Annotated in this window: 17 protein-coding genes; 8 read left to right on the top strand and 9 right to left on the bottom strand. The window is 40.8% G+C overall.

The genetic code is table 11. From position 1 onward, the window contains the following. The first annotated feature begins 145 nt into the window (after positions 1-145). On the top strand, positions 146-829 hold the full coding sequence (locus tag HY805_01765) for a hypothetical protein (protein MBI4822942.1): 684 nt from the start codon (positions 146-148) through the stop codon (positions 827-829). Between the two features lie 4 nt (positions 830-833). On the opposite strand, the gene HY805_01760 is transcribed toward HY805_01765, so the two are convergent. From HY805_01760 to HY805_01745, 4 genes are all read right to left on the bottom strand, one after another. After that, positions 834-980, bottom strand: a complete 147-nt coding sequence (locus HY805_01760; GenBank protein ID MBI4822941.1) for a hypothetical protein — start codon at positions 978-980, stop codon at positions 834-836. 153 nt (positions 981-1133) lie between these two features. Then, entirely contained in the window at positions 1134-1355 is a 222-nt protein-coding gene (locus tag HY805_01755; GenBank protein ID MBI4822940.1) for a hypothetical protein, read from the bottom strand. Next, positions 1352-1591 (bottom strand): antitoxin family protein, encoded by a 240-nt coding sequence (locus HY805_01750; GenBank protein MBI4822939.1) that lies wholly within the window; start codon positions 1589-1591, stop codon positions 1352-1354. Before HY805_01750 ends, HY805_01755 begins: the two co-directional genes overlap by 4 nt. A 70-nt stretch (positions 1592-1661) precedes the next feature. Continuing rightward, positions 1662-1979, bottom strand: a complete 318-nt coding sequence (locus HY805_01745; protein MBI4822938.1) for a helix-turn-helix transcriptional regulator — start codon at positions 1977-1979, stop codon at positions 1662-1664. 104 nt (positions 1980-2083) lie between these two features. Here HY805_01745 and HY805_01740 point away from each other — a divergent pair, with 104 nt between their 5' ends. Beyond that, positions 2084-3292 (top strand): hypothetical protein, encoded by a 1209-nt coding sequence (locus HY805_01740; protein ID MBI4822937.1) that lies wholly within the window; start codon positions 2084-2086, stop codon positions 3290-3292. 2 nt (positions 3293-3294) lie between these two features. On the opposite strand, the gene HY805_01735 is transcribed toward HY805_01740, so the two are convergent. The 4 genes from HY805_01735 to HY805_01720 all read right to left on the bottom strand — a co-directional run bounded on the left by HY805_01735 (position 3295) and on the right by HY805_01720 (position 6465). Continuing rightward, a complete protein-coding gene (locus HY805_01735; protein ID MBI4822936.1) occupies positions 3295-4332 on the bottom strand; it encodes a zinc-binding dehydrogenase in 1038 nt (345 codons plus the stop codon). Next, positions 4308-4556: a hypothetical protein gene (locus HY805_01730; GenBank protein ID MBI4822935.1), complete on the bottom strand. Its 249-nt coding sequence runs from the start codon at positions 4554-4556 to the stop codon at positions 4308-4310. Before HY805_01730 ends, HY805_01735 begins: the two co-directional genes overlap by 25 nt. Positions 4557-4630: 74 nt before the next feature. After that, complete coding sequence (locus HY805_01725) at positions 4631-6148, bottom strand: tetratricopeptide repeat protein (protein ID MBI4822934.1); 1518 nt, start codon at positions 6146-6148, stop codon at positions 4631-4633. A gap of 11 nt (positions 6149-6159) precedes the next feature. Further along, on the bottom strand, positions 6160-6465 hold the full coding sequence (locus HY805_01720) for a hypothetical protein (GenBank protein MBI4822933.1): 306 nt from the start codon (positions 6463-6465) through the stop codon (positions 6160-6162). Positions 6466-6524: 59 nt separating this feature from the next. On the opposite strand from HY805_01720, the gene polA reads away from it, so the two are divergent. The 4 genes from polA to HY805_01700 all read left to right on the top strand — a co-directional run bounded on the left by polA (position 6525) and on the right by HY805_01700 (position 12051). Continuing rightward, entirely contained in the window at positions 6525-9197 is a 2673-nt protein-coding gene (polA, locus tag HY805_01715) for a DNA polymerase I (protein ID MBI4822932.1), read from the top strand. A gap of 6 nt (positions 9198-9203) precedes the next feature. After that, positions 9204-10280, top strand: coding sequence for a glycosyltransferase family 4 protein (locus tag HY805_01710; protein ID MBI4822931.1), 1077 nt, complete (start codon positions 9204-9206; stop codon positions 10278-10280). Continuing rightward, positions 10277-10468, top strand: coding sequence for a ferredoxin (locus tag HY805_01705; GenBank protein ID MBI4822930.1), 192 nt, complete (start codon positions 10277-10279; stop codon positions 10466-10468). Before HY805_01710 ends, HY805_01705 begins: the two co-directional genes overlap by 4 nt. Positions 10469-10608: 140 nt before the next feature. After that, positions 10609-12051: a menaquinone biosynthesis decarboxylase gene (locus HY805_01700; GenBank protein MBI4822929.1), complete on the top strand. Its 1443-nt coding sequence runs from the start codon at positions 10609-10611 to the stop codon at positions 12049-12051. Here the strand turns inward: HY805_01700 and mnmA are convergent. Beyond that, a complete protein-coding gene (gene mnmA / locus HY805_01695) occupies positions 12039-13079 on the bottom strand; it encodes a tRNA 2-thiouridine(34) synthase MnmA (protein MBI4822928.1) in 1041 nt (346 codons plus the stop codon). The two genes, HY805_01700 and mnmA, sit on opposite strands and share 13 nt — an antisense overlap. Before the next feature lie 350 nt (positions 13080-13429). On the opposite strand from mnmA, the gene HY805_01690 reads away from it, so the two are divergent. Both HY805_01690 and HY805_01685 read left to right on the top strand, forming a co-directional pair. Then, positions 13430-13813: a hypothetical protein gene (locus HY805_01690; protein ID MBI4822927.1), complete on the top strand. Its 384-nt coding sequence runs from the start codon at positions 13430-13432 to the stop codon at positions 13811-13813. Continuing rightward, positions 13765-13945, top strand: a 181-nt coding sequence (locus tag HY805_01685; protein MBI4822926.1) for a helix-turn-helix domain-containing protein, incomplete at its 3' end; no start/stop codon positions are given. The genes HY805_01690 and HY805_01685, both read left to right, overlap by 49 nt.

Genomic DNA, 13945 nt, shown 5'->3' with positions numbered 1-13945 from the left:
CGATGAGGCTTGCCATGAGATACGCTTTGGCTTCCACCCTATTGGAGTTCTTGATTTAAGAAAAGGGAAGGTCAGTCCCAAAGTAAGAAAAGTGTAACCCATGTCCATAGGTTAAAATGTAACCCATGTGAATGTTGAACAAAGGGTGATTACTAATAAATCAAAAAAAACTCCAACAGCCTGTCGCCCTGTCGCACTTCTACTCTACTGCTCTTTTATTGTCCTTCATGAAATTATTATAAAGTCCATAATGTTCCCAGACCATCCCTCTATAAGATTTATTAAGGATATTGACGCAACAGACGTTCAAAAAGCTAATGCAGGCGCAGAAATAGCATATCTTCTTTTGCACATATCGGATCGCCAAGCGTTCGAAGTTCTTGGTCCAATAGGGAGAGACAAGGTTATCGATGAAGTTGCCCCAATGGTAATTAGCCGTTACTGTAAGACAGTTCTGAGAAAAGACACACCATTAAACCTTATGCAAGACTTAGGGTGCCATATGTTGACCACATTTAATGAACGTACGATCTTATATCACAAATGCAAATCTGTTATTGATAAAGAGAACCCTTGGGTTAAAGGAACAATGGTTTTTGCGCTATCTTTTTATATTCACAAAGCATTAGGGCAAACAGATCGAGACGACGTAGAAGACATACTCTGTGGAAAGAGAAATCTTGAAGAATCTGATATGCGTGACTTTCCTATATTTACTCAAACACTGGAAATAGTCATATATTTTGGTAATGTTTGTGCTAATAATAGATTTGTTTTCTATGAGCTTAATGATTTTATAAGGAGCTTCCCACAGAGGCTTGCTCGTTGAAGTTTCAGTCTCCTTTATAAGCCGCGGTCTTGCCGACTGGAATTATCCCCTTGTATTTTCCCATAAGCTCATCAGAAATTTTCTTAGCAGGCTTTGAGGGCTTAGATAACGACTTAATGGAGCTAATTGCATCTTTTAGTGTTGACGGCATTTAATACACCTCCTTTAAAGCTTAGATTAAACGAAAATATTGGAGCAAGTCAAACAAAATTTAGCTCACCCATCTCATGGTATTATCGCATACTTTATCCCCTTACCCATTTTTAATCTATCAAATGCCTTTAACCTATTGCCATATCAAAAATCAAGGGATTTGATTAAAACCGTATTGTGTAAAGTGAGCATCAAAAGTAAAAGCGGTTTTAATCTTTAATCGCTCCATCAGAGCAAAACTTGTGCAATCTGTAAATGAGAAATCTTTGTCGCTATATTTTTCAAGGAGTTTCCATTGCCCTGCCTCTTTTGCATACTGGTCATTTCTGTCTGTAATCGCAACCCATGCACTCGTATCAATAAATACAGTCATCGGGTGCGCTTTAAAAGGTGGCGTTTTTTACCATAGAGGTATTCGTCATGTTTTTGGGCAGTATCTTTAAATGAGCTTTTACCTATTCCTATAATGCTCAGAGCTGTTTTAGTTATATTATCTACTTCGGCTTCTGTAAAGACATTTAACTCAACTCTTTGATGTTCATTAAGTCGTATCTTTTTGAGTGGCTTAAACACACCTCTCTCATATATTGCCTCTATGGTTTTTGGCATAAACACCTCCTCCTTCATTAGTTTTTATTTTATCACATTTGTGAGAATGGTTGGTAAAAAGATATATAGACTACCTGACAACAGCCCTTATGACCTTTAGTGCAAGACGAAGTTTCTGCTCATCAGTAGTTCTGGCAAGGTTCTGAATTGTCTTCCTGAGTTCCTTATGATGTGCAATATGTCCAAAGTCAAATATCTCCCACATTTCAACCTGAATGGCAGAGGCAAGTTTTATAAGCATATCTAAAGTCGGATTTTCTTTGCCACATTCAATACGGCTGAGATAATTAGGACTTATATCTGCCCTCTCCGCAACTTTTTCCTGAGAAAGCCCTTGTGCCTTTCGCAACTCCTGAATGCGCCTACCTATAAACTCTTTCTTATTCATTATTTCTCCTATAAATTAGAGCTTTAAACAGAGAAATATGTAAATGCACCAATGCAATAAATAAATATTGATTTTATGCAGTATTAGGCAATATAATTGCACTCATGGGTAAAATATTATTATTTAATTGTATCTGTTGGATATATAAACGGCATATACCATTAAGAAAGAATAGAATTCTCAGAATCTCAACATTAAGTAGTCTAATACTAATCTTTGTATTAACAGGTGAGGGGTTAACAGCAGAACCCCATGTTAGAGATTCAGGCGATATCAAGCTCGGCGCATTGATTCGTGGTTACTATCTTAATGACCAAAGGATTCAATGGAGCGGTCTTGAGGCGGCCTTTGGTGCTGATGCTGTTGTCAGCCTCTGGAAGGAAGAGAAAACTCACTGGGGGAGGATAAAAGCAGGAGGTGAGTTCTTTCTTAATTTACCTTATGGTAAAAATATCCTTAGGGATAAGGAGCGCGACAAATATCGCACCAACTTTGAGACTAACATATTTGAAATCTCTCAATTACTCCTGCATATAAAAAAGGATACTTTAACCCTAAGATTAGGGAAAGTAGAAACACCATTTGGAAAAACTTACTATCCACTTTTTTCTAATTCATGCTTTGATGCCCCATTTATCCGCACAGAAGCAATTCTTGCGCGAGAGACAGGCGTCTTCATACTTTATAAACTGAAATTTTTTAATCTGGACATGGCGATAGTTAATGGTGGAGAGGATAAGGACACAAACTCCAGTAAGGCTTTTATAACCCGATTAGGGATTAATGGGGAAAAAGAAAAGTGGGTATTAGGCATTTCGGGAAAAATACAAGATGGAATTGGTTCAGATAGGCAAAAGATATATAAACGGCATGCTGGCATTGATTTCATGGTTGGTTACTCCAATTTCATCTTATCAGGAGAAGTTATTTACGACGAATACGGTTGTCACAGGGATTGTAGCAGTGTGGATGGAATACCCCGAAGTCTCTATTACAGGGATATATATTACAGAAATAAAACACCTATCACAGGAGTTGGAGGCTATATAGATCTCAGCTACAAAAAGACAAACTGGTCGGGCAATGTCAATTATGGAGAATACTGGCCTCAGAGAATTGGCAATCCTTATCATGACGACCCAATCAGGCGTGGCATCATAAAATTATCCTTTAACCTTTCACCACGATTACAAGCCTATGGTGTTGGCTTATTTGAGAATGAAAGAAAGACCGAGGAATGGAGAAGTGGCGAAAAAGGCATTGCGGTGATGGTTGGGTTACAATACCTTATACAACACCCCATATCACCCTGAACTCATGGTATTATCGCATACTTTATCCCCTCACCCATTTTTAATCTATCAAATGCCTTTTTAATGTCTTTAAGGGGATACCTTCCGGATATGAGTCTTTTTAATCCGAGTTTTCCTTTGCAAATAAGCTCATATGCCTTTTTCACATCCTCAGGCATAAAGTGAAACACGCCTTTAATTGTAAGCTCATCGTAATGAAGTCTTTCTGTGTCATATGAAACCTTCGTGCCTTTTGGGCATCCACCAAAGAGTATGAGTGTGCCACCACATCTAAGAAGGCTTATAGATGACTCCCAGACCTCAGGTCTGCCTGTGCACTCAAAGATATAGTCAAAACCAATGCCATCTGTTAGAGCCTTTGTTTTGGTATCAGCCATTTGTGGCATAAAGGCGAAATCAGCACCTAAAGATTCAGCCATCTTAAGCCGTTTTTTATTTATATCCGTAATTGCTACAATCGCTCTTTTTTGTTTCAGAAGTAGTAGATGAATCAAGCCGATAGTGCCCACACCGATAATGAGAATCCTGTCTCCTTTTTTTATGTCAAGCCCTCTCATTCCATGAAGAACGCATGAAAGAGGCTCAAGGAATGCCGCCTCATCAAAACTTACCTTCTTGGGTTTATGAAAAACATTCTGTTTGACTATATGCGCAGGAAGAAGGATGTATTCGGAGAATGCACCAATGACCTTTGTATCCATAATATCTTTACAGAGGTTATAAAGCCCTGCTTTACAGTATTTGCACTTAAGACATGGAGCCGTATGCACAGCCATAATCTCATCTCCCTTTTTAAAAGCAGAGACACCAATAGATTCCTCTACAACCCCTGAGAACTCATGTCCAAAAGGCCCTGGCATTGGTATCAGGGGATATCCCCTTATGTATGCCTTGAGGTCTGTTCCGCATGTAAGGGCAGTTTTCACCTTTATCAGAAGCTCTCCTTTGGAGGGCTCAGGTATAGCTATATCATTAAGCGTTATCTTGCCGATGCCTGAAAGAAATGCAGTAAGCACTAAAACTCCAGTTTTCCGCCCCATATCTGACCAATTAATGCGGCAGTTATAAATATTGGGACATATCTTATGTCAAGATGCGAAAAAAGTCTTCCAAGAAATATAATTGGGATTGGAAGATGTATACAAAGAAACCAGCTAAGGGAAAACCTCTTTGTCTTTGACCTCATATACCCGAATGGAAGATTAAGCATAAATGTTAGCGTAAAAATCCCGGTAACAAGCGCAATCTTTGAGCCTAAATCCATTTTAAAAAATAACCTAAATACATGGTGAATGTCAAAGGCGGATAAATAAAATAAGTCTTTGCTACTACTATGCACTACTGCTTTTTAGGATAAGGAGAATTAGTTTTATTTATATCCATTAAGTATTTTCGGGCTGGCTCAAAGTCCAGGTTTATTTTTAGAGTAGTCTCAAATTCTTTCCTTGCCTTATCTATAAACCCTTTTTTAAGATAAGCACCACCGAGATTATAATGTGCCTTTGCATAATCCGGCCTTAGTCTTGATGCAATCTGATATTGTTCTATGGCATTGTCAAGCAAGCCTTTCTTATAGTAAACAACGCCGAGATTATAATGTGCCTCTGCATAATCCGGCTTCAGTCTTAACGCAATCTGATACTGTTCTATGGCATTGTCAATTAAGCCTTTAGATAAATAAGCATAACCGAGATTATTATGTGCTTCTAAAAAATTCGGCTTTAGCTTTAAGACAATAAGGAAATGCTCTATTGCCTTGTCAGTCAACCCCTTTCCCATATAAGCATTACCAAGATTATTATGACCTCTTTCTTTCAAAGGAGATTCTCTTACTACATCCGTCCATAAACTCACCGTGCTTCTCCATACAGCATTCCGATTATATGTGGCAGGTGAAAGCAAAAGCGGTATTAAAATTAAAAATGCTAATACGGCTGTCTGAGTCTTCTTGCCCTTAAGCCTTTCTATAAATAAAAATGCTCCATTCACTATAGCTGTAAACACTCCCATTGATGGCAGATAAACCCTGTATTCATTTATGAGTATATACTGAGGAATAACGCTGGATTCCACTGAAAGAGTTATAAAGAACCAGAAGATTCCAAATGAAATAAACCTTAATACTGGAGAGAACTTAGACCTTATAAGAAAATAAAAAGCAGAGCCAAAAACAAAGATTAGAAAAAGAAAAGACAAAAATACCTGAATGTCAAAAAACGAGTGATAGACTGGATAATCATAATCTATATTCTGGTTTACAGGTAAAAACAAAAGCCTTATATATGTAACCACAACTCTGAACTGAGTAAGAATATAATCTGCCCTCGATATGCCCTCATAGCCTCTTGTTGCAGGCTCTATTCCGCTTATTATTTCTCCAACAGGCTTGTCAATGCCTATAAGAGTGATAGGGATTATAAGCATGGTTAAAAGAAATGGAATGAGATGGAGAACTCTCTTACCTAAAGTGCCTCTAAAGAAGAAGAATTCATAAAGGGCAATGACAATAGGAAGGGTAAAGGCATTTTCCTTAGTCTTCATGGCAAGTATGGCTGAAAGGATGCTGGCAAGGTAGAGTAGTGAAGCCCCCCACCACTTCCCTCCCCCTTGATGGGGGAGGGTGAGGGAGGGGGTGACCTGAAGTCTCCACTTTATATAAAGGACAATTGAAAGAAGATAAAAAAATGCAACCAGCGATGCAAGTCTCTGAAATATGTATGTAACTGCCTCTGTCTGAATGGGATGGGAGACAAAAAGGAGGGCAGAGAAAAGGGCAATGAGATTGTTTCTGCCGATGTTTCGGCATCGCAATAACAGAAAAGGTGTCCTGAAAGTAAGCACAACAAGAAAATACATAAGCATAGCATTCAGGATATGAATTGTAAGATTAAAGACATGATAGCCACTTCAGTGCCATGAAGTTTATAATTAAGTGCGAATGTAAGGTAGCCAATATATCTGCTTTTAAGTGCGGGGTAAAGTTCAAGCCCTTTTGCCTTTGAAGGCTCTGAAAAGTAACTGAGGTCTTTTACAATAGGGTTTCCAAAGATAAAATCCTCCTCATCCCACTGAAAAGGGGAATTGAATGTGTTTGAATATAAAAGAATGCCGATGAGGGCTATTAGGATGAGGTGGATAACAGGTTTGCTGATTAAAACAGAAATCCTGCTCATAGATTAATTTAACATTTTTGTATCACGATAGAAATGCCTATCTATGCTAAACTTTATTGATGAATCTTTATCTAATCGATGGAAACTCATATGTCTATAGAGCCTTTTATGCAATCAGGGGGCTTACTAACTCAAGGGGCAGACCCACAAGTGCAATCTTTGGTTTTACGAGTATGCTTCTTAAGCTCCTGAGGGAGAGGAAGCCTGATGCCATTGCCGTGTCCTTTGATTCACCCCTTCTTACGGAAAGACACATACTCTTTGAAGACTACAAGGCACATAGGCCCGAGACCCCGAATGAGCTAAGGCAACAGATGCCCTTTGTCAAAGAGATGCTCTCTGCATTTAATATCAATGTCTTAGAGGTTTCAGGATATGAGGCAGACGATGTATTAGCAACCGTGGCAGAGAAGGCATCGAGGCAGGGCATGGATGTCTTCATAGTCACAGGAGACAAAGACATGCTTCAGCTTATCGATGACTCTATAAAGGTCTATGACCCGATGAAAGGTGTAGTGTTTGAAAAAGAGTATGTAAAAGAAAGGTTTGGGGTTTTCCCTGAGAGGGTTACGGAGTTTATGGCACTTACAGGAGATGCGGCTGATAACATACCCGGTGTGAAAGGCATTGGCGAGAAGATTGCAAAGGAACTGCTTAGTGAATTTAAAAGCCTCGATGAGCTTATAGCCCATCCCGAAAGAATTAAAAAACAAAGAATAAGAAAACTCATCGAGGATAATATAGACTTGATAAAGCTAAGCAGAAGGCTTTCCGAGATAGACAGATTTGTGCCAGTAGACATAGAGCTTAAAGACATGTCCTTAAGAGAGCCTGATTGGCAGGCTGTTTTAAGGCTTTTTAAGGAGTTCGAATTTACCTCTCTCATGTCCCTTATACCGGGTGGTCCTTCTCCTTCGAGGCAGTATGAGACAATATCCACCCTAAGCCATTTAAAAGACTTTGTGGATGCCATAAAAAAAGAGCTTGCCTTAAGCATAGAGACACAGGGAAAAGGCACCGAGCCCGATGAAATAATAGGGCTCTCGGTCCTAACCGAAAAAGGCACTCCTGCCTATATACCGCTTATGCACTCATACGAAGGAGTGATTGAGCAGATTAAAAAAGAGGATGCCTTTTCAGTGCTAAAACCCATTATCGAAAATCGAGCTATCGAAAAAACAGGGCATGACCTTAAACGCATTGTGCGGATTCTTAAAAAACAAGGGATTCGGGTTCAGGGAGTGCTTTATGATGTAATGGTGTGTGCCTATCTCCTAAATCCCCTCCCGATGCTTCGGGATTACAGTCTCGAGAGCCTGAGCCTCGAGGAGCTTTCGATAAAGAAAAGGACATTCATGGAGGTAGTAGGTAAAAAGGGATTTGACAATGTCCCAATTCATCTGGCAAGAGACTATTCATGTGAAAATGTAGAGCTAAGCCTTAAGCTCAAAGAGATATTCTCTAAGAAACTCAAAGAAGAAGGGCTTGACAATCTCTACCTCAAGATAGAGATGCCTCTTATCTATGTCCTTTCCGAGATGGAGGAGACAGGGCTAAGGGTTGATACGAAAATCCTCAAAAGCCTTTCAGAAGAGCTTTCAGAGGAGCTAAGTGCCATTAAAAAAAGAATATATTTCCTTTCAGGCGAAGAGTTCAATATTAATTCGCCAAGGCAATTAGGAAGGGTGCTATTCGATGTCTTAGGACTTAAGCCGGGGAAAAAGAAAAAAACAGGTTATTCAACTGAAATGTCAGTCTTGGAGGAGCTTTCAAAAACCCATGAATTGCCAAAAGAGATACTTAACTGGAGAAGTTTTTTTAAGCTAAAGAGCACTTATGTGGATGCCCTGCCACTACTCATAAACCCTGCGACAGGAAGGCTTCATACATCATTTGAGCAAACAGCTACTGCCACAGGAAGGCTTTCGAGCAAAGAGCCTAACCTTCAGAATATACCAGTAAGAGGACATTGGGGAAAACGCATAAGAGAGGCATTCGTTGCAGAGGAAGGCAATATTATAATCTCTGCTGATTACTCACAGATTGAATTAAGGGTTATGGCTCATATGAGCGGTGATTCTCTACTCATTAGTGCATTTCAGAGGGACATTGATGTTCATTCAGAGACAGCAAGTCAGATATTCGGCATTTCTTCCAATGAGGTTACAGAGGATATGAGAAGGGTTGCAAAGACAGTAAACTTTGGAATAATCTATGGCATAACGCCATTTGGACTTTCCGAGGCATTAGGCATCTCAAAAGAAGAGGCAGAAATCTATATAAAGCAGTATTTTGAAAGACATTCAGGTGTCAGGGCATATATAGAGAAAGCCATCGATAAGGCAAGAGAAAATGGATATGTAAAGACACTTTTTGGAAGGAAAAGGCCTGTGCCTGAGCTTAAAAGCAAAAACGCACTGACAAGGCAGTTTGGAGAAAGGCTTGCCATAAATGCACCTATACAGGGCACAGCCGCTGATATTATTAAGATTGCAATGGTGAAGATATTTAATAGGCTCTGGGACTTAGAACGGTTCAAGAGAGGGCATTGCCCGCTCATTCTTCAGGTTCACGACGAACTTTTATTTGAGTCTCCAGAGGAACAAAAAGACGGGCTCATAAAGATTGTAAAAGAGGAGATGGAGGGGGTCTGCAAAATGAAGCCGTATCTTATTTCCGTACCTCTTAAGGTCGAGATTAGCTCAGGCAGAAACTGGGCAGAGTGTCAGTGAGAACGCATGAAGATACTTCACCTTATATATGACCACATGTCTAATCCGTGGGTTGGCGGAGGAGGCGCTGTCAGGGTCTATGAGCTCTACAGAAGGCTTTCAGAGAAAGGGCATGAGATAACAATCATAAGCGGGATGTATCCGGGCTCCTCTGCCTATAAAGAAGGAGGCATAGAATATAAGTTCTTAGGCACTGACAGAAACTATATCCTTTCCACATTTTCCTATGCATTTCATGCAGGAAGGTTTTTGAAAAGGCATGGTGATGAATTTGACATCGTTGTCGAGGACTTTGCACCATGGAACCCTGTTTTTTCAAGGTTTCTCACAAAAAAACCTGTCATACTTCATGTAAACCACAAAGAAGGCTGGGGAATTTTTAAGAGGTGGTGGTTTTTAGGGCTTCCCTTTTTTCTTATAGAGGCATTTTATCCAAGGCTTTTTAGCCGTATAACTGCTCTTTCAGAGGGAACGAAAAAGAAGCTTGGACTTTCGCATACAGTGGTTTTTCCAGCTGGGATAAATAGCAATCTCCTTATGTCCGAGCTATCAGAAGAAGGAGATTATATCCTTTATATAGGAAGGCTTCATATCAAAAACAAAGGTCTCGACAGTCTTTTCGATGCAATGAAAGGGGTAGATACATTGCTCTTTGTCGTTGGAAGGGGAAGGGATGAGCAAAGGCTAAAAGAGCTGGCTCAAAGGCTAAAACTTAAAAATGTCGTCTTTAGGGGATTTCTTTCCGAGGAGGAAAAGATTGATGTCCTGAGGGCTGCAAAGGTCTTTGTTTTGCCATCGAGGTTTGAGGGGTGGGGCATTGTTGTTCTTGAGGCAGCTGCATGCGGAAGGCCTGTTATAGTAAGCGACATACCTGAGCTTTCCTTTGCAATACAAGGTGGCTTTGGCATCTCTTTTAAGACAGGCTCATCAAAAGATTTAGCTCAAAAGATAAACCTTCTCCTTAAAGACGATGTCCTGAGACACAGGATGGCTGATAAGGCAAGACCATATGCAAAGGACTACACATGGGACAATATCTCAAAGGGATATGAGAGATTCCTGATGGATGTAGCAGGGCTTTGACACCTTATGTCGATGAGGAGCTTTGTATTGGATGTGGGACATGTCAGGAGATATGCCCTGCTGTTTTTTACCTGAATGAGACCATCGGAAAGGCAGAGGTCATAGACCCAGAGGCATGCGAGTTTGTTGGCTGTTGCGAGGCGGCTGAGGAGAACTGCCCTGTGGATGCTATTTCGCTTAAAGATTAAGTTTGACCCGGGGAAGCGGGGGACTTATCCCCGGGTCTCCTGCACAAGAGGGAGGGTATCTCTCTGAGCAGGTTTCTGTATATTAACAGACTGTTTTGTGGTAGTCAATACACAGGACCCAGTTATGCTATACTCATCTAATGGCTTATAAAGACCTAAGGGAATTTATTGCTCTGCTTGAGCAAAAGGGCATGCTTAAGAAGGTAACTGTTCCTGTTGACCCTCATCTTGAAATGGCAGAGATAAACGACAGGGTAGTAAAGGCAGGAGGTCCTGCACTTTTATTCGAAAAACCTATTGGCTCACGAATCCCCTGCGTCCTAAACCTCTTTGGCTCAACCGAGAGGATGAACCTTGCCCTTGAAGTCCAGAGCCTCGATGAGATTGGTCAAAGGATGCTTGAGTTCATAGAGCCAGAGATACCCACTAACCTCATCGAGAAACTTAAGGCACTGCCAAAACTAAAGAGGCTTTCCGATTTTCTTCCAAAGTATGTAAAAGGAGGGCAATGCAAAGAGGTCATAATAAAAGACAACCCTTCGCTCGATATACTGCCTGTTCTTAAGACATGGCCTCTCGATGGTGGAAGGTTCATCACACTTCCTTTAGTATTCACAAAAGACCCTGAAACAGGCATAAGAAACTGTGGCATGTATCGGATGCAGGTCTATGATGGAAGGACAACGGGTATGCACTGGCATATGCATAAAGACGGTGCAAGACACTTTAGAAAGGCAGAAGAGATGAATCAGAGGCTTCCTGTTGCAGTGGCATTGGGCGGAGACCCAACTGTGATGTATTCAGCCACAGCCCCTCTTCCACCTGACATCGATGAAATGCTTCTTGCTGGGTTTCTGAGGAAGTCTCCTGTTGAGATGGTCAGGTGCGAGACAGTTGACCTCGAGGTGCCTGCTAATTCGGAGATTATACTTGAGGGATATTGCGAGCCAGGAGAAAGAAAAACAGAGGGACCATTCGGAGACCATACGGGATATTACTCCCTTTCGGATGTCTTCCCTGTGTTTCACCTTACATGTATAACCATGAGGGACGATGCAATATATCCAACGACCATTGTTGGGAAACCTCCTATGGAGGATTGCTACATTGCAAAGGCAACCGAGAGAATCTTTCTTCCTCTAATTAAAAAACAGATTCCAGATATTGTGGACATAAACCTTCCAATAGAAGGAGTATTTCATAACATAGCAGTTGTCTCCATTGACAAGAAATATCCGGGTCAGACAAGAAAGGTCATGTACAGCCTCTGGGGAATGGGTCAGATGAGTTTTACAAAAATGATTGTCGTCGTTGACAAATGGGTTGATGTTCATAACCCCTCTGAGGTCATCTGGAGAATGGGAAACAATGTTGACCCTAAAAGGGATGTAGTTATCGTTGAAGGCCCACTCGATGTGCTTGAGCATGCATCGGACATACCTGCATATGGAGGAAAGATGGGAATCGATGCGACTAAGAAACTTCCCTCGGATGGATTTAAAAGAAACTGGCCTCCTGATATAGAGATGTCAGAGGAGGTCAAAAGACTTGTGGATGAAAGATGGAAAGACTATGGGCTTTGAATCACTCCTCCACCAATAACCATATCCCCTTCGTAAAACACTGCGGACTGCCCTGCCGAAGGTGCCCACTCAGGCTCATCGTAAAGGACATCTACTGTGTCATCATTCATTATATATACAGTTGCCGACTTATCAGGCATCATGGAGCGAATCTTTACGCCTGCCCTGAAGTCCTCCCTTTTTGGGATAAGCCAGTTGACCTCTGAGACAAGGAACTCCTTTTTTAATGCCATGTTCCTTGCTCCTATATAAAGGGCATTGTTTGCCGTATCTATCTTATTTACATAAAGAGGCTCTAAAGATGAAATACCGAGCCGTTTTCTCTGTCCTATCGTATAGCGATAAAGACCTTTATGGGTTCCAATGACATTGCCCTTTGTATCTATTATCGGTCCTTCCTTTTGGGGTAGAAAACTGCCTATGAAACTGCTATAGTTTTTATCCTTTATAAAACAAATCTCCTGGCTTTCGAGTCTACTTGCCGAGGGAAGCCCTTGAGTCTTTGCAATTGCCCTTACTTCGTCTTTCCTTAGACCTCCAAGTGGAAGTATGAGCCTTCTTAACTCCTCTTTTTTCAAGGCATAAAGCACATATGACTGGTCTTTCCTTTGGTCAATGCCTTTTCTGAGAGAAGGGGCTGTGTTTGCATAGTGTCCTGTTGCTATAAAGTCAGCACCTTTTTCCTCAGCCTCCATTAAAAGATATGGGAATTTGATAAACCTGTTACAGAGTATGCACGGGTTTGGCGTGATGCCATTTGAATATGCCTCTATAAAAGGCTCTATGACATGTTGGATGAACTCTGCCCTTAAATCGACTACCGAGTGAGGGATTCCTATATGCCTTGAACTCTGGGATGCAGACTCTATTGCCTTTATAGAGCAACATATATTTGGGTTAATGTCCTTCACTCCCCTTGTCTCCATAAGTGTAAAGCTCAGTCCGCTAACCTCATAACCTTGCTTTTTAAGTAGATATGCAGCAGTTGAGGAATCGACACCACCACTCATTGCAACGATAACCTTCATATTTTTTATGATAACAGAATGGTAGTGTAAAATCTTCTGTGTAAAATCTTCTAAAATCGTTTCCATCTCCTTTTTTTACTACGGATGAAATCTCTCTTCATTAAGTTTTTCTCATTTCATGGTTTTCATTTTGCTTTACCTTACAGTGTGGTGGCATACTAACCCACTGCTATAGCTTAAATCAGAAGGGGATGAAGCAGTCAAGATGAAATCCTTCACCTGAAATCCTTCATCTTGACAATTTCACGGATTTTATGATATGTGGCAAACTCTTTTCCCCTCTATTAAGAGGGGTCAGGGGTGTGTAATATGAAATTCCCTTGACAGGAAAGAGATGCCTGCTTAAGATAATGGCAAAGGAGATTTTCTTTATGAGTCGGGGACAACGAAAGGACAGGATAACACTGAAAAAGATGATGGATAAGGTTATCAACTGGCTCAATGGAAAATTGAAAAATGGATTTTATTTTCCAGTAATTGCAAAATACGTTATTCCTTTATTGCAAAAGCTCAGCCTTAATTACCATTTTAAAAAGTACGTAAGAAAGTTAACATTAAGTGAAAAAACGCCGCATTGGGTATCTGAATTATATCAGGTTGTTTTTTTGATAGGGGGCTTTTTACTTCGCCAGTTCAATGAGGAAGTGCAACACTTGGGGCTACGAAGGAGTTACCCTAAGTGTTTATGGAGAGACGATATAAGCAACTTAATTTGGAAGAGAGGGTCAGGATAACGGAGTTGAAGGCAAGGGGTTTTAGCCTGAGGGCGATTGCAGAGGCGTTAGGACGGTCGCCGAGCACCATAGCACGGGAGGTGGGGCGTAACAGTTCACCGTCCTATATGCTCTATATGAGCCATAGGGCAC

This window comes from Nitrospirota bacterium (assembly GCA_016207905.1).
Classification (GTDB): domain Bacteria; phylum Nitrospirota; class Thermodesulfovibrionia; order Thermodesulfovibrionales; family JdFR-86; genus JACQZC01.
Note: the sequence above shows the minus strand (reverse complement) of the source record. Positions and strands in the feature narration are given on the sequence as shown.